Source organism: Sodalis endosymbiont of Henestaris halophilus (assembly GCF_900161835.1).
Classification (GTDB): Bacteria; Pseudomonadota; Gammaproteobacteria; order Enterobacterales; family Enterobacteriaceae.
Window position 1 is genome coordinate 158,852 of record NZ_LT897836.1, and the last position, 18,892, is coordinate 177,743.

The window sequence follows — 18,892 nt, forward strand, 5'->3', positions numbered from 1 at the left end:
GTGTCATTACAGGGCAACCATAAACAGATGTTGGGTAAGCACAAAATATTTGCGTAGATATAAAAAATCTTTGGTAACCCCCATAGTCACTAATAATATTGCTTACCGATACGGATGTTTATTTCTCTGGCACCGAGGCCAACATTAAGGACCAATAATTACCGTTACTAAATTACAATTACAAACATTAACAGGCAGGATATCCTGAGCACCATGGATATTACATAATATGAAGCAACTACCGCGATAATAAAAAGTAATGAATTATATTTTGCTAGCCAAAAATATTTTATCATCCAGATTATAAGAATTAAGAAGAGACCGCTTACCTTACGCAATAAGCACTATTTTATATATCTACCTCCATGTGAACACTCTAGGTTAATACAAGGATAACTCCGGACAAACAGGGATTGAATGACATACTTGAGTAACGCAACAAGTTAATATGCATTGAAATTTTGCCTTCTCCATTACCGTTATGATTCTAGTACTATCGCGACTACTATAACAAAAAAAACAGAAGGGCTAACAGACGTAGGTCTACGGCTATTATCCTTTAGAAAAGCTACTTCTTGTAGCAAGATATGCTAAGATAATAATTTATTGTAGTTTACATATTAAATAAAATGACGTGAATTTAATCCAATCAGATTAATTCTTAATTCATCTCTTGAAGCTCTAAACTTTAATCTCTACTAATATAAAAGACAGTACTTAATGTGAACTCAGGAGCAATAAATGTTAAATAAGATTATTAGCCCGGAGCAATGGCTCATTTATGGAATAACGAGCTACAGCGAACTAATTTATAACCCAGGATACAACAAACTATTTACAGAAGAAACTGATCCTAACCTCAAAGGACTTGAACGCGGCACGATCACTCTTTCAGGCGCAGTGGCGGTAGATACCGGGGTTTTCACCGGAAGATCACCGTTAGATAAATATATAGTGCGTGATACCAAGACCAGCGATACTCTGTGGTGGTCCGATCATGGCAAAAATATTAACGATAATCATCCCATCGATCAAAAAACCTGGGTTCATCTTAAAAGGCAGGTCGGCCAGCAACTAAGCGGGAAACGCTTGTTTGTCATTGACGCTTTCTGCGGCGCTAATGAGGATAATCGGCTTAAGGTACGTTTCGTGACCGAGGTGGCCTGGCAGGCTCATTTCGTAAAAAATATGTTTATCCGACCAAATACTGAGGAACTTCGTGGCTTTGAACCAGATTTTGTGGTACTCAATGGCGCTAAATGCATTAATCCCAACTGGCGAGAACAAGGTCTGCATTCGGAAAATTTTATTGCCTTTAATCTGACAGAAGGTATCCAACTTATCGGCGGTACTTGGTATGGAGGCGAAATGAAAAAAGGACTATTTTCGGTAATGAACTACTTTCTGCCGATGAAAGGCATCGCCTCAATGCACTGTTCAGCTAATGTGGGGGATAATGAGGATGTTGCACTATTCTTCGGTCTATCCGGCACCGGTAAAACCACGTTGTCCAACGATCCTTGCCGCCGACTGATAGGCGATGATGAACACGGCTGGGACGACCGTGGCGTTTTCAATTTTGAAGGAGGATGTTACGCCAAAACCATCCGCCTTTCCCCCGAGTCCGAGCCAGAGATTTATAAAGCGATTCGCCGCAATGCACTGCTGGAAAATGTGGTGGTACTGGCGGACGGAAATATTGATTACAATGACGACAGTAAAACTGAAAATACTCGCGTTTCTTATCCCATACATCACATCCAGAATATAGTAAAACCAATCTCGCGCGCAGGACACGCTAAGCGTATCATTTTTCTGACAGCTGATGCTTTCGGCGTTTTACCTTCAATAGCTATTTTGTCTATGGAGCAGGTGCGTTATTATTTCCTATCCGGCTTCACTGCTAAACTGGCAGGTACCGAACAAGGCGTGATTGCGCCGGTGCCTACTTTTTCTGCCTGCTTTGGCGCGGCATTTTTGTCGCTACATCCTACTACCTATGCTGATGTATTGTCCAAACGCATGAACGCCGTTGGCGCTAGTGCCTTTTTAGTCAATACTGGTTGGAATGGCCGTGGGAAAAGAATAGCTCTTAAAGACACTAGAGCGATTATCAACGCTATTTTGCGCGGCACAATTGACGATGCACCATCGGTGTCCCTACCGATTTTCAATCTAACTATACCAACAGAACTGCCGGGCGTAGACGGCATGTTTCTCGACCCACGCACCACTTACACTAATGCTAACGAATGGTGGGTCAAAGCAGAAGATCTGGCCCAGCGCTTTATCAATAATTTCAGTAAATTCACTAATACTTCAGAAGGGGCTGCATTGGTGAGCGCTGGTCCACAGCACGCACCTCTTCCCCATTAATACCATGGAGCTGATTCGACTTGATCTCTGGACCATCGTCTTTAATCTCAAAATAAATACGGCTATGTTATAGCCAACCATTAACGTAGCGTGCTGTGTAAGCGTTACCATACTAAACGCGTTAACAGTGTGATAAAAATGGTAATATAAACCATCAGTTTCTAACTAAAGGTACAGGGTGCAATCAACGCACTTCATGCTCTTCGGTATCACCTCTTAATTCAATAAAAATAATGTTACAATGAGCTATTTAGATCTGCGTTTTACCTGATAGCAATTAATCGATAAACTTATCAATACATAAAGCTGCATAATTATATATTTTTACTGAACAAGATACTAATATCACACACTCATCATTTACAATAACCGATGCATGAAGATTAATGGGGGGGATAATTAAATTACTGCTAATCCTGAAACCTTCAATTAGTACCAGTTATCTAACTACTCCTTGATGCGAAGAATGTTATGTGATTGCAGGAACGTAATACTAGAACGTCTCCGCGAGGCGCAATATCATACGCCACGGCAGCAAAAGCAATACCCCTCGACTACACACTTGTAACGCAGCATGTTTCAAATTCACTATAAGCCGCTTATGTATACAAAATTAATAGCTAATAAGCACTGAAAACTAACAATAAACTAGCTTTAGTGTGTTTTAAAAAAATAAATAAAAGTTATTTTCATGAATTTCAACCAGTTAAACGAGTGCCTAAATATCCGATAATATCAAAGTCTGCACCAGGTGATAAAGGAATTTCGTGCTTTAATTTAGCGACATCAAATCCAAGTTATCCAGTCGTGATAATTAACGCAACTTGATTTCTATTACTACTAATTTAGTATATAGCAAAACATACCTAATGCACAAACACATTTTACGCCCAAACACCGGCAGTAATTTTAGTAACGTATCTTACGACGACTATAATTGATCGGTAATTAACATTCTGTTTTTATAGGCTTAAATTTTATTAAATCATAGGTAAGGCAGCAAAATTTAAAACCATAAGATAAATCATGACCAGACTTAATGAAAGGCAAAGTAACCCAGCTTAAATAGTATGTTACTGGTGGTTAGAAGGAACAGTTCAAAAAAAATGACCCATGGCTTTATACTTTACCTCTTATCTTATATAAAGATATAGCCAACCTGACTAAATTTGGATGATAAAGTGGATAAATAAAATCTTTTTCCATCATTCACCTAAGATGCAAAACATGCACATTAATTGTGCACTCTTATGACACTATACGTGTAGTTTTGCCTAATGTTTATTTCTATATTTATCAAGTCAGGACAACTCTCGTGTTGGTTTGCCAACGCTTTCAGTTAGCTCTAGGTTAGAGAACTTTAAAATAAAATTATCGGCTCCGATTTTCAATCCAACAGTAAAATCTACTTTTTTGCGATTACACATAAATGAATAGACATTCAGTTGCTCTAACTATGCAAATATCTGCTAATAGAACGGGTATCTTAACCAAGAGTATAATATATATAAGATCTAGCAGGATTAAAATATCAGGCTCTTGCATGAAGCATGCAAGAGAAATAATATCGGCATTTGTCGTAATTGCATACCTTTATATCTCTATTAAATTAAATAAACTAAAAGAAACAATCTTAGCACATATCGTTATCTATACTAATCTTGTGATTTGACATCACCATATTTTCTAAAAAGTAATTGCTAGTAAAAATATTCACCAACCAGATAAATAACTTACAGAAATTTTAAGCAACTATTTAAAATAAAATTAATACAAATATTCTCTTAATTTAAGAATAACATTAGTCTTTCGACAAAATAATTAATGACCGTAACTACAGGTAGTTTAATAACGACTTTCATCATATCACGTGCATTATTCGTGGTAGGTAATGGCAGTGATATACCAGGTACGACGACCACTAGGAGTAATCACTTCCGCCTCGTCATGAACCGTCTTTTTTATCAAGGCGCGAGCTACAGGCGAATTAATAGAGATATAGTCTTTATGTTTATAAATTTCATCAGGACCGGCTATACGAAAACGTTTTACTTCTCCCTCAAGATTTTTCACTGCAACCCAGGCGCCAAAAAATACCTTCCCCTCCTGCTGCGGGGAATAGTCTACTACCCATACTTGTTTTAATACGCGGCGCAGATGCCTCACCCGACGATCAATATCGTGTAGAATCCTTTTGTTATAATGATAATCAGCATTTTCACTGCGATCGCCTAGACCAGCAGCCCAAGTAACCTTAGCTATAATCTTTGGTCGATAACATTTCCAAAGATAATTTAACTCATCCTGTAATTCCTGGTAGCCCTGCCGGGTAATAAGATTAGTTTGCATCATTATCTATTGCATGCAGTACATCATTAATACAAACAGAATATCATAAGAAGAACTGCAGGTTAACGAACCTTGCGGTCGACATGAAAACTTCATAAATTATAAAATTGCACAGACTCAAGCAATCTTTACAAAAGAACAAACTATAGCGTTATGAATAAAAATCATTAAATAATTTTCATGCCTGCAAAATGACAAATTTGGACGAAAAAACAGCCGTGTCTGGCGGCGGATAAACAAAAATATATTATACCTTTTATCAAACTGCAATCGTAAAAATAGTCATCATGAACCTAAACAATATGCACAAATGCGTATACTTGAATCTTACTTATCACTTAGGCCAACCGAATTCACGGCACAGAATGTTTTTAAATATATTGACGAGTATGGCAAATTGACCACGGTTTTGACCGAAGCTATATAACTTTGACTATAAGTGGAAGAATTCAGTGAATCTCTTTAAATCTGCTATACGAACCAAACACCGCACCTGCGGCCAGACAGCCATTGAGGTGTAGATCATATCTGGCATAGTCTCTATTAGACTTAAGAAACTACGGCAACCATTTTTATTAAAATTAATGATACAAAACTTTCGTAGATATCAAAACAACGATTAATAAAGCACTAGATATCCTGTCAAAGAGCTTTGTCAAAGATCTTTATAGTTGGAAAAATGCGCGTTCATTTGAGGGAACGCGTATTTAGTGACCCGAGTAGTACTCGGAAAAGAAAATAGCAATAAATAGTGCTACTATGTCAATTAACATAACCTACTGTACTAAAAGATGCCTTATCGTGCTCAAGCAATGTTATGTAACCACAACAAAGACATATTGCTATTGCACATAACATTAAAAGTAGAACGGCACAACAACAAATAGCCGTATGCCTGCTACTGCGAAAAATGATCGGCGATCATTTAAGAAAATATTTTAATCATGTACTGCCGATAGCAAGTGTAAACTATCATCTTTTAGACCTAACGTCTTAAAATCAAGATGCTCTTGGAAAACAAATAGATTAATGCACGGCATGCATGAAAAGATAAATATAGAAAAAAGTTTAATCGCTAACTCGTAAAATACATACTTTTGATGAAAGAAGTGTCAATAATCGTCACTGCAGCAATATTGCTCTCTAGCAGCACTATATCACTATGAACGGAAAGATGGCGTTGGTTAAATGTGGCTAAGGATGACAAAATAACGTAAACAAACTCGTTCTTTACGCACTCAACGTCAGCACAGGTAACTCACCGTTTATAATACAAGACGAGTCTCTTCTGCAACTTTACTGATATAAACAACACCAAGGTGGTCACATTCTCTTAAACAAAATAAATAATTTTGTCAATAAATTTATTGATTAATGTCTACCGATTATTTTGCGTGATTGTCAATTACAATAGTTTTAACAACTGAAATAATATTCCTGTTACTATATTTATACTTAATTAATATTTGTAATTTATTAACATGGAGTTGCATACGTTTTTATATATATGAGTTAAGCTTACTTATAATCTATGAGGATAAAGGTTAGATAAATACTTACTAAGTAATTACAAAACAGTTTTAATATCAAGAGAGAATATAACATACTTTACTTATCTTTTATTGTATCTTAATTAATAATTTAAATTAAACATTAATAATTACCTCACGAATAAAATCATATATTTTGCTACTTTATCTGTTTACTCTTAAATAGTTAATTTAATGTACTATTGCGTCTATATGTGCAATGTGTTTTATAAAAAATACTTTTATCATCTTGATGATGGATACTACCATGCTATCTTAGCGATTATTTATTAACATAAATTATAGAAATAGATGTTGATAATGTTAAATAAAATCTCCTTCAATCAAAAACTATCGCAGTTAATTAATATATTTATTCAATTCGTTGCTATTGAATTAAATATTTAATTGATACTTGTTATACCTTAATGATCTGATACGAGATAATATCAAATAATTGATAACAAGACATGTTTGTGAGACACATTAATTAGTGATTTTACGAAACCAGAGCATCAATAAACTAAAATTAGTTTTACTAAAACCATCAATAAACTTAAATATAACTAACTTAAAAGTACAAAATATTTTGTACGACTTAAAAGATATGCGTTACGATTATTTTAACCAATTTATCTACATGGCTATGATTATATTAATATTTGTTTATATTAATTCTGATAAATATCACTTAGTATTTACGTAATAAGCTACATGTAACCAAAAACGACTGTCGATTATTAAAATTGGCGTAAAATTTTAAATAATTTGCTTGTATATAAATACAATATTAAATACATAAAATAGCAATTTTATTTCTGTATTCCACAAAAACGCATTAAAAGCAAGGCTGAATTGAAAGCGATTGATATCATAAATTAGATATCATATCATGCATAACTTAATATTTTGTTAACTATATTCAACGTAACATTCTGTAGTTATTATAAATAACTAAAATTAAAATATTTTGATATTTCAAAACTCTAATTATAATATTTAGCATTTATAAAATAAATTATATTGATCATTTTGTAAAATACGTATAAAAGTCTATGGGAGCAAAACTCAATATCTAGATAACCATAATGTCAATAATTATTCTCATATCAACTTAATTAAAATAAAGTAAATCCAAAACATTTCATTATTGCTATAAATGTCAATAATGTGATTATAAGTTTAACAATAAATTTACGAAATACAAAAGAATATAGCCAACTTACATACATTAAGTATAATTATAACTAATGTATATTATTACCAATAATATAAATAAGTTTTATTATAACATAATAGCTAATGCTTAAAAATAAAACAAACAGTTACTCTATTTTACAAAATGTTATTCGTAGCTAAAGAATAAGTTACTAACTATATTATATTTAATATAAATAACAAAGAGTGATAAATATGCTCATAAAACACCATTGATTTTACTATTTGTGTTACTTAATTCTACTCTTGTTTGTTCTAATAAATATACTCATAAACAACCTAGTTATTTCCGTTTTACTATACTTACGATAACTATACAGAACAATTAAAATTGTTTGATATGTTAAAATTCCATCCATCTTTTCAGAAATATTTTCTTAAAATGTTACCTGATAAGTAGTTATAAATGATACGAGTCACTATGCTAAATAACCTAATACAAATATAAATGGAGTAAAGGCACGGATGTTATTGCGAAAAATCTGTTATTATTATAATTAAACCGAACCGATCATTTCTCTAATTTGCTCTAACCGTAACGCACGTTCAAATTGTAGATAGTATGTTGTATATTATTATTTAAGTTTTTATTAAATTATTAGATATAATTTGGTCTTGACCGGAAATCGCAATAGAGGCAAAACCACACTAGTTAATTAGCATGAGTTAATGGGCAATAACTAGGAAGACATCACAGTTTAACGTAAAGAAAAGCTATTTTAAACAGGTAAAATCAGCGTATTAAAATTATCTAACTACCCGGCAAATATTCTCTGACAACACCATCTCAGAAAACCTCTCATGGTATACAAATCTTTATATACATATGGCTTTTAACGAGAGTCTACATGCACATGAATGTAAGCGATGCCGTTAATTTGGCACGTATTTTAATTAACTGAGAGATTACCAAATCAGGCATATCTTGCATCGTGGTGTTTAATATATTAGAAAATAAAATCTGTACAGTTTGAATTTAGTAACCCTTACCTAACGGAAGAAAAAATTACTCGTAAAATAAAGGCGAGATACTCTATTAACCTATTGCAGATATCTATTACATGATTACAATAATTTATCAATATATTAATAATACGGCTAGTTGAAGTTTATTAAAAAACCAACCTCGCGTCTTCACACCATGCTGTTAATAATAGATTTAGCATGCCGTTATAGATTATATATTAAACATATATATCCCTACACCAACATAAATATATACCACCCTATAGTTAAGGGTGCCAGGATAAATTCCTGCGCAACATTCTTTATAAATAAATATTATATTAATAGTAACAAATACATGAGTTACGATTATCGTATTGCTATCTCCTACTAAAGAGATAAGGACGAATAGCAAGCTCAATACCATTAGCTACAGCTAATTCTAAAAATTGGCATAATTTATTTATATCTGCCTTTTAAAAGATATTGGCTATATAATATGCATAGTTTATTCGTCATAAACAGAATGATAACCTTCATGATAACATCCCTGTATCTCCAGGATAGGTAGCCAGGAATTTTACCATTATACCGCCACCATTTTAGTTGGCATGGCATAACTATGATATTATTGCTATAATTAATAAATATTGTGACGTCGATCTTTATCGACTTGTTAGTAAGTATATACTAACGTGAAGTATTGAATCATTGGTGCTATCGCCAGCGGATGCATTTGTAATGCTTATATTAAACTGCTTACATTTTTAGTTATTTTAAATTTTTAATTTTATCTACCGCAACTATTATTAATCATCTTGGCGTTTTTACTATCAGTGATACAATTATAAAATTGTATTAAGACCACCATCTTTCTTTTACTGTGTTAACATTCTTTTCGTCATATCTATAAAGATCCTTGATTTCAGCTATACCTCGCTTACTGAGATAAATGTATATCCTAACTACTACTAAATTAAATTTATACTTTATCAAGTAAGAATAACTTTATGCGGTATCAGGACGTTTAAATAAACATACAGGTGCAAAATAGTAAGTAATACTTATTTCAGTATACCAAGCATAAATTACTAACGAGCAGCACAACACCAGTAAAATACTTTTCGCTAACGTAGCTAGTAAGATTCGATTATTGTATTTTGAAAAACGAGAAAACCAACGATACTTCTGATAAAAGCCGAAAGCTGTGCGTGCACAAAGTCTTCTAACGCATTTAGTTTATACATTAGGCCTCTCCTTTATGCTTAATCACCGACGCAGCAAAACTGCGGAGAAAAATTTTAGTCAATCAGATCATCTACTTTTCGTTAGTCCATTTAAAAACCACCCTTACTACCACTAGCTAATCAAAAATTATCTGACTAAATAAACAATTAAGCAGTTATAAACCCGTAATGTTATTATTCCCATTATATATCTATTTCAACAAAATTAATCGCCCATATTTGCGGAATCGAACACGACACAAGGCAATTTATCTATGTATAAACGATATTAAGTCTTCCACCATTAAATAATGCATAAAAAAATTTTAGCATTCAGTCCTTATTTATAGCACTGCATAAGATCGCGATAGTTAATATCGGCGGTAATTTGCTAACACAGTAATTTCACTAATGTATTGCTTAAAATAAAAACAAGAAAGATTTATCATAATATAACAATTATCACATAGCATTAACTATGTTGGAGTTAGTCTCAGTTGAGACATGAAGTATTTTATTAGCTGCGTTAGAGTACTATTAAATAAGCAAGGAACCGCTTATCAATCTGCAAGTTGTTTCCACAGGGGTAGAAAGGAATCCTGTACATCGTCTTTGCGCTAGTGAGAAAAACTTAAATATTAAGGGTAACAACAACCTTGACTAAGTTTTGCTTGTCTAGCATATTATAGTAGTGTCGAAACTCGTATAGTGAAAGTAAGAAAACACATTTATTACTTAATATACTATTTGCATGCCAATAGTCACTGGAGCAGGGACTATAGATAAAACTTAAACGGCCTGCTAACAGGCTAATGCGTTGACTAAAAAACTTGATAAAATTAAGTAAGACTCTCTACCACCACGGTAGATTGATTCAACAGCAGTCACACGACCATGAGAGAAAGCCTAATTTCCTCCGCTACAATAACTTACCCGCGATGACAAAATAACAAACTGGATGGGGAGAGTATTAACGGTATATAATTTTGCTTAATCTGTGTCTCCGTTTCGATTAAGCTAAACAATAAACATCGCTAATAAATGATACACATCAAAATGTGTAAAATAACCGCCAAGAAATTAAATAGTATTCTGATTTGTCAATAAGCGCTAGTACCGTGCAACTATGAAGCATCCATATCCCTTTGTTATCTATAAGAGAAAAAAACTAGAATTTCTAACTGCTTTAATCAACTATTGAGTGCATGTTATGATTAGTATCACCTATGCCGCCCAAAAACATTTTGCTAAACTACTTAATAATCAAAAACCAGGCACCCAGATCCGAGTGTTTGTTATCAATTATGGCACACCTAATGCGGAATGCGGAGTTTCGTACTGTCCACCAGACGCGGTGGAGATAACAGACACTGAGCTGAAATTTGATACAATATCGATTTATGTAGATAAGTTTTCCGCTCCTTACCTGAAAGATGCAGAAATTGATTTCGTCACAGATCAACTAGGCTCCGAGCTAACGTTAAAAGCCCCCAATACAAAAATGCGCCAAATAAGCGACGACGCACCGCTTATAGAACGTGTGAGATATATGCTACAGTCGCAGATCAATCCTCAGTTGGCTGTCCACCATGGTCAAGTTACATTAATAAAAATTACGGATGATATGCTAGCCATCCTCCAATTTAGCGGCAGCTGTAACGGATGTTCGATGGTAAGCTATACGCTTAAAGAAAGTATTGAGAAAAAAATGCTAGAGAAATTTCCAGAGTTGAAAGGCGTGCGCGATTTAACAGAACACCAGCACGGCAAGCATTCTTATTATTAATAAATGTCAAGCCGAACCCATTCATAATTAATGGGTATTAACAAGATTTAATCATTGATACTAGATCCGCGGTCTACTGCCGCGCAGACAGCAGATCTAGTACACGGTGATCAATCTATCCTAGTGCATCTGCAAAGACCACTTATTATTAGCTAAAGAAGCATACTTCTTCCAAGCTTTGCATTTGTTGTTATAGAGATACATCGTTAGACAAATATGTTAGACACCTTTTGTGTACCTTACCTTATTTCAGTTACTGCGATAATTGATAATCAAGAGCGAGCAACACCTTCAACTAACTTTATCGTATGGCCGAAGATCAATATCTTTTCCTCATTCACTTATTCAAAGATTTTCAGAATAATTCTAGCAAGATACCATTAGTTAACTCTCCATGTGGCGTTAGATTTATATTAACGATTTCTTGATTACCATAATTAGATTAGCAGTCAAAATTGGCTCACACTTCATTAGCAAAGGAAAGCTCATTGTCTATTTAACCAGCCATACGAAATAATAAGGGTACTAAATAACATTAAATATAACGATATATTTATCAATCATTATTAATTTTGCATTGATAAATATAAAAGTAGATTTCAATGTTTTGACATGGACTTCAAAACTGATAAATTTTAGTGATACTCGTATCAAAATTAAAGATAGTCTGGTAATAGATTCAATCTAACAGATCTGCGTTGTCTACCCCAGCAAATTTATCCCTTAATGTAACAGGCTGCTACTAAATTCGCTTTGTAGTTACGAAGGGGCTAAAAATTCCTGCAATTTACCTTAATTTCAATCAATACTTAGTGAATAAGGACTGTGGATAGAATATATTTAAGAAAAATTAAGCTTGGGGTAAATAATACATAGACAAACAGTGCATTTATTTCACTGAATTCCCCTGTTTTAATCTTAAAGACGTGAGACAATATTTTATAAGTTTGTGTAGTAACTAATCAGTTAGAATTTAGTCGCATCGCATAACACTTTAAAACGTCACAACAATGGCTGTATAAACATAAAACAAAAACGTAGAAGATAGAGCACTGCAGACACACGGTTAAATTCTCTTCAAATATAAAACTAGCTGGACAACGCCTTCTGACAAATTTTCAGAGAAATATTAGTGATACAGTATCCGGTTAGTCTATGCAAAGACAGCAATTTACCGGTTAACATACGCAACTAAAAAGCAAACCTTTACGAAAGTACTTACAGTACTAATTAATCGTATTATTATGAAAATAAGCATACATAAGCTTTTTTATGAGAGAAGCAGATTTGCTAAAATTTTTAGCTATCAAGCTAATCTATAATTATCTTTAATTTTAATAAATTAAAAATTCAAAAACAACACGTTAGCAACGAACTCTACATTCGACGCAATTAATAATGAAAGAGGCAACAAAAGATTATTTATTACACAGGCTGCAAACAGCATATAGTCTAGGTATCCTATAAGGCAACGACAGAACATGTCAACCATGACAAGTGGACAGGTATGGGTAAAATATTTATACTCTTTTGCTGGGGGTAAGATAAGAAGATTATTCTTTCCTAAATCTGCTGTGATTCATAACACTTAAAATGCTATGTGTTTTGGTCCGATATTAGAGATATCGACTAAATATATTAATTAGATAAAGGTGAAGGCATGTGACTTCGCATCTAAGAAGGTAAAATTCCGTAGCACGTATAATCCAGCCACATTAGCTTCCAAAACCTCTATCAGAAGAGCTAAGTAAAACTCGTTGAGTACCCTGCATCTAGCAATGGGCAATCGATCCTGGTGGAAGTATTAATGAGATAACTGACGCAACATGCGACGCAGGGGCTCAGCAGCTCCCCATAACAACTGGTCGCCTACGGTAAAAGCTGAAAGATACTTCGGCCCCATATTCAATTTGCGCAACCTACCGACAGGAGTTTTTAGCGTGCCGGTCACCGCTGCAGGTGTCAATTCCTGAATAGATAGTTCACGCTCATTAGGCACCACGGTCACCCAATCATTATGGGATGTGAGCAAACATTCAATTTCTGCTAGCGGAACATCCTGCTTCAACTTTAACGTAAATGCTTGGCTATGGCATCGTAAAGACCCAACGCGCATGCACAATCCATCCACCGGGATTGCCTGTCGCGTGTTGAGAATTTTATTAGTTTCGGCCTGGCCTTTCCACTCTTCGCGGCTCTGTCCATTTTCTAGCTGCGTGTCTATCCAGGGAATCAAGCTACCAGCTAGTGGCACGCCAAAATTATCTGTCGGTAAGGCTCCGCTACGGGTCAAGTCGGTAACCCGACGCTCGATATCTAAAATAGCCGATGCTGGATCCTGCAACAATTTTTCTACCACACCGTGCAATTGACCCATTTGCATCAATAATTCACGCATATGGCGTGCACCGCCGCCAGATGCCGCCTGATAGGTAGCAACTGACGCCCATTCTACTAAATCTTGGGCAAACAAACCGCCTAGTGACATTAACATCAAGCTCACGGTACAATTGCCACCTACAAAGGTCTTGATACCGCGATCTAGGCCCTTTTGTATAACCGCCTGGTTTACAGGATCCAGGATAATAATCGCATCATCACGCATACGCAAAGATGCAGCTGCATCAATCCAATATCCCCGCCAACCTATTTTACGTAGTTGCGGATATATTTCGTTACTATAATCATCACCTTGACAGATAACAATAATGTCCAGCGCACTAAGCGCCGCTAGATCGCGAGCGTACTGTAGTACACTTTGCTGACCATTAGCCACCGGTGCGGGCTGACCTTGTTGAGAAGTGGAAAAAAATACCGGGCAAATAATATCAAAATCACGCTCTTCAATCATACGCTGCATCAGCACTGAACCAACCATACCACGCCAGCCAATAAAACCAACATTTTTCATGTTTAATTATCCTGTCATAAGAGCTAAGAACTATATCATTTGTTCTTACTATATTGCACTAATGGATAATACAATCTGTCTACCATACAAAATATATCTAAAATGCAACAAGCAAAATTATTCAATGTTAAGCAATTTTCAGCTGTGACGCTTATACTTCTCCCCCCCACCACTTGCCGTTGCCTGAACCACGGCATTAATGACATGGAGGCAATTAATGAGTGAAATTATATCAGATACTGTCTTGTTATTTTTGATAATGGACCCCTTGGGTAATCTGCCAATTTTCATGTCGGTACTCAAACATCTAGAACCGAAACGGCGGCTGGTTACCGTTATTAGAGAAATGTTGATGGCTCTGCTACTAATGTTAATTTTTCTCTTTTCCGGCGAACATATTTTGCTGTTTCTCAACCTGTGCCCCGAGATCGTGTCGATCTCCGGCGGTGTCATTTTATTTTTGATCGCTATTAAAATGATCTTTCCTTCCCCGGAAGAGAATAGTACAGGCCTACCGGCTGGGGAAGAACCGTTTTTGGTGCCTTTAGCGATCCCTCTAGTTGCCGGCCCATCAATTCTGGCAACACTGATGTTGTTATCACATAAATATTCACATCCAACCAAACACTTAGTTTTATCGTTAATGATAGCGTGGGTTCTATCGGTTGTTATTCTGATGCTATCCAACGTCTTTTTGCGATTACTGGGAAATAAAGTTGTTAGCGCGCTTGAGCGGCTGATGGGTTTATTATTGATAATGATTTCAACTCAGATGTTTCTAGAAGGTGTACGTATTTATTTACGCGCGTAGAAGAGAAAGGATGCCATGGTCCACAATCTATAGTGTTTAATGACCGTACGCACGAGTTCAGAAAAGCAAGAAGTTAATTGGCAACACCAGCCTAGACACATTGTCTGCTTGTTAATTTAGGGGAGAATGAGTAGACGGTGAAAGTAAAATTCACATATTTAGCAGTATATTACCCAAAAGAAGATTAACAGCAATGCTGATTTCCAGCACAACCGACTACAAAAGTTGATAATTTCTTCGATAGACCAAGCATTTAATAATGCTTGAATAAGCAACAGTTAAGGATAATTGACATAAAAAGATTACTCTGTTAAAAAAGCCGTAGATAATCAACGGCTCTGTTCGCGTAACTTAGCAATAAAACAAGCCATTTGGCTCTGCCTGTCAAAAACAGGCAGGGAAAGGATAGTTGATGACTATCAACTATCAGAAGACTGCAAATTCTCCAGCCTACAGCAGGTAGTTTAATCATTTCACTTATTAGTAATTTAAAGGTCACATCAATTGACTCACTACCTCGATGTTTATCTTGTGGTCTTGAGCAGCAGGCAATCGACGCTCAAGTTAACCTCTTGATTATCTGAAGATGAATAGATTATAGCTAAATCGTGGATAAATTAAGCTGATAAAGTAAGCACAATAAGAACTAACAATCTCTATTTGTTCAAACAGAACAATCTATTGACGCCAGCATTGCAATAGCAAGAAATAACTAAATTTTAGTTGTACTAACAACACCGTTTATCTTAATATAATCTCCTTGTTACACTAAAACTAACGCTAAACAATGGTTAGTATACTAAAGAAATTCTTTTATCATGACGTTATACGCTGGCAAGTTTAGTCAGCTGATGTAATATATCTAAATCATTTAAATTCGAAATTATATTCAAACAAGTTAAAAGACAACCATGTTATCGATTACTTCAATATTAACCAAATGCAAAATCATTTTAACGTACTGATGGAAATAACGTTTAAATAGTATATTATCATTAAATATTAAAAGAAAAGCTAGATTATCCGCATCTCTTTAAATTTCGGTCAAGTGCATAATCATTATATGCCATATATAAGCTAACATTTTCTAAGAAAATATTGGTGTCAATAACTTAATTTTCAGAAATAATCAGGCTTAATATGTAAGGTGTCGTAGCGGTTTTTCCTCAAATATCTGAGCATATTAGTCTAGATGACATAAATAACAGCTTATTGTGATTTGTAAGTACATCTAATTTGATCAATAATATTATACAGTTACATTTTATTATTAAGTTAGCATATTAATAAGAAGATTTAGCAAATTTAATACAATGTTGCACACATGTTTAATCTCGATTAACTAAGCAATAAATCAAGTAACATTACATAGTGATCATTACGTTTTTATGAGAAAAGTAAAAATTTTATAATGAAAAGCATAAACATAATTCCAGAATATCTTCTGGACAAGCATCTAAATAATTACATAGTAATTCTAAAGCATTAACATAGTACTACAATTAGTTACTCTTAAATAAATACATCTTACTTGTATTAAGTTTTATTATTTATATTTTATTTATTATTAACGGTTTCTTTGATATAAAAGAGGAAATCAAGCAAGCTTCACATATGCGTAATTTTATTACGCAATAAATATAGTTATTACTATATTTATGATAGTAAATATTATGCTACCTATTTTACCACTATCAACCATACTAGTTAATTTAACATTATTAAATAATTAATAGTTATCAAGTTAAGTTTACCAAAACATCATTTCTCATTTTATAAATATTAATAATAAACTATTGTTAGTATCTTAAAGTATTTGCTTTAATTTAGTATTTGAATAAACAATTTATTAAAATAGCATGTAATATATTTAAGTTTTATTAATCTGTTAGATAACAGTATTAAAATTTAGCATGGTAGATTTATATGCACACTAAAATAAACTAATAATATCAAAAAATTAACTTAATTAGAAAGACAGAAAACACGGATCCTTATTTAATCTACTAACTAGTGTATGTGTTATTAATATAGTAAGTAGATGATAACGAGGATGATGTATAAATATTGACTTTAACTTTATAATTGTGATTAGCGATCATCGTTATTGACTTTATTATCAATAATATGTTTCGTTTAGCTGAAAATGCTCAACGCGGCTGACTGCGCGTTATTGGTAATATTATTATAAAGGTTATCAACAATAAAAAGATTTAGTTTAAATATGATACATTAATATATCTATTATTTAATAGATACTAAATAATTTATTATCTGTTAAAGTAACATTAAAATATTACTAATACGCTACGTAAACAACAAAATAAAATAGCTACAACCATGTTTTCTCTAGTGATACAATAAGTAAACACGTGAGAAAATCAGACAAGCAATACAAAAGTGTTCTCCCTCTCTTTGAGTTTAATTAACAAGATTATAGAAGGATTAGCTAAAGCAATTGAAACAGTAAATAATGTTATACTCACGTGACATCTAGCGCAATCACTTGAATCAAACACTAAACACTAGTAATCTCGCTATTACAACAAAAGTTAAAACAGACACTTATACGGTGATCCGCAATAAACAATTAGGATATAAATAATAAAAAGCGAATGAACATTATTTACGCTCGGGAAGATTTGAGTAATTAGTGCGATACATAAATATGTGTGCTGATAAAAGTTACTATCACCAGTAACAAATATAAGTTTTAGTTGCTCATTGCCTTCTACTGAAGAAGATATGTTAAGTGACCGTTAGGCTTATCGTGGGTATTAAAATTGGTGATTATTATAATATTTTACAAACGATACCATCGTTGAACGCGCGATATAACAAGCTCCAGTATAAAACCAATACAAGCCAATAATGCGTGTATTAATACTGATATGACGGTATATATAAATGCTAGGTAATACCTCTATATTACAAGGTAAGTAGATGGTACTATAATACAATGTGTAAAAATTGTAGTACGATAATTATAAATAGGCAATAAAACTATCGTGTACGTTAGTGTAACATAATAGTATATAAAATAAACAGAACCACCTATGTAATAATAACAGCATGGGTATTTCAAATACCCTATCACCTTACCAGAAAAAATCAATATGTTAATTAAATTTAATCTCATAGCAAAAACGACGGGGTAACAGAAACATATTTAATTATCCTTAATAGATAAAGAATAATTAACGCATTAAATAAATGCCTCCTTTTTATCTCAGAATAATCCAGCTGTGCAGAAATTTTCCTTCTAGATATCTACGCAAAATTATAAAACGCTCAACGGGTAACAATGTAAGAAACTGACTCATAAATTAATTCAGCACTACGTAATACAGAAATAAATATGTGATTCACGCAAGTGGTTTACTAGATACACTCATTCCTCATCGGTAAAAATGTTGCAGCCAATGCTATAATAGCAGCTGAGCGTAATTACCGCTTGCTACACTTAATTGATCAGATCACTGATACTTCTTGCGTTTTTTACCACCACATTTTACTACTTAATAAACTAGTTAGTTGATACTCAATGTATAAATAGTTTAATATGCTAATTATTTTACTGCCAGAATGCAATATATCTGGTCCTCGTGCGCTGAGGATATGAAATTCTTAATCAAGAAAAATCTATTGGCAATACACATGATAATAAATCATATTTAATAATGCGACTACCGTACTAATACCAACCCTCTAACAAAGTTATGTTATAGTATATAGTATGTT

General features: G+C 33.7%; 5 protein-coding genes. 3 read left to right on the forward strand and 2 right to left on the reverse strand.

Translation table 11 applies throughout. The features are described from left to right. Positions 1 to 741: 741 nt before the first annotated feature. Complete coding sequence (gene pckA / locus HBA_RS00420; RefSeq protein WP_097032104.1) at positions 742 to 2,376, forward strand: phosphoenolpyruvate carboxykinase (ATP); 1,635 nt, start codon at positions 742 to 744, stop codon at positions 2,374 to 2,376. 1,875 nt (positions 2,377 to 4,251) lie between these two features. On the opposite strand, the gene greB is transcribed toward pckA, so the two are convergent. Continuing rightward, positions 4,252 to 4,725: a transcription elongation factor GreB gene (gene greB, locus HBA_RS00425; RefSeq protein ID WP_097032601.1), complete on the reverse strand. Its 474-nt coding sequence runs from the start codon at positions 4,723 to 4,725 to the stop codon at positions 4,252 to 4,254. Between the two features lie 6,128 nt (positions 4,726 to 10,853). Between greB and nfuA the strand changes: the two genes are divergently transcribed. Continuing rightward, positions 10,854 to 11,429, forward strand: a complete 576-nt coding sequence (nfuA, locus tag HBA_RS00430; RefSeq protein ID WP_097032105.1) for a Fe-S biogenesis protein NfuA — start codon at positions 10,854 to 10,856, stop codon at positions 11,427 to 11,429. Positions 11,430 to 13,233: 1,804 nt separating this feature from the next. Here the strand turns inward: nfuA and asd are convergent. Then, a complete protein-coding gene (gene asd, locus HBA_RS00435; protein ID WP_097032106.1) occupies positions 13,234 to 14,340 on the reverse strand; it encodes an aspartate-semialdehyde dehydrogenase in 1,107 nt (368 codons plus the stop codon). A 217-nt stretch (positions 14,341 to 14,557) separates the two neighbouring features. Here asd and HBA_RS00440 point away from each other — a divergent pair, with 217 nt between their 5' ends. After that, positions 14,558 to 15,151: a YhgN family NAAT transporter gene (locus HBA_RS00440; protein WP_097032107.1), complete on the forward strand. Its 594-nt coding sequence runs from the start codon at positions 14,558 to 14,560 to the stop codon at positions 15,149 to 15,151. Positions 15,152 to 18,892: the final 3,741 nt, after the last annotated feature.

Excerpts from the sequence above, each read along its gene's own strand:
- pckA (WP_097032104.1), top strand. The coding sequence starts at position 742 with ATGTTAAATAAGATTATTAGCCCGGAGCAATGGCTCATTTATGGAATA.
- greB (WP_097032601.1), bottom strand. The coding sequence starts at position 4,725 with ATGCAAACTAATCTTATTACCCGGCAGGGCTACCAGGAATTACAGGAT.
- nfuA (WP_097032105.1), top strand. The coding sequence starts at position 10,854 with ATGATTAGTATCACCTATGCCGCCCAAAAACATTTTGCTAAACTACTT.
- asd (WP_097032106.1), bottom strand. The coding sequence starts at position 14,340 with ATGAAAAATGTTGGTTTTATTGGCTGGCGTGGTATGGTTGGTTCAGTG.
- HBA_RS00440 (WP_097032107.1), top strand. The coding sequence starts at position 14,558 with ATGAGTGAAATTATATCAGATACTGTCTTGTTATTTTTGATAATGGAC.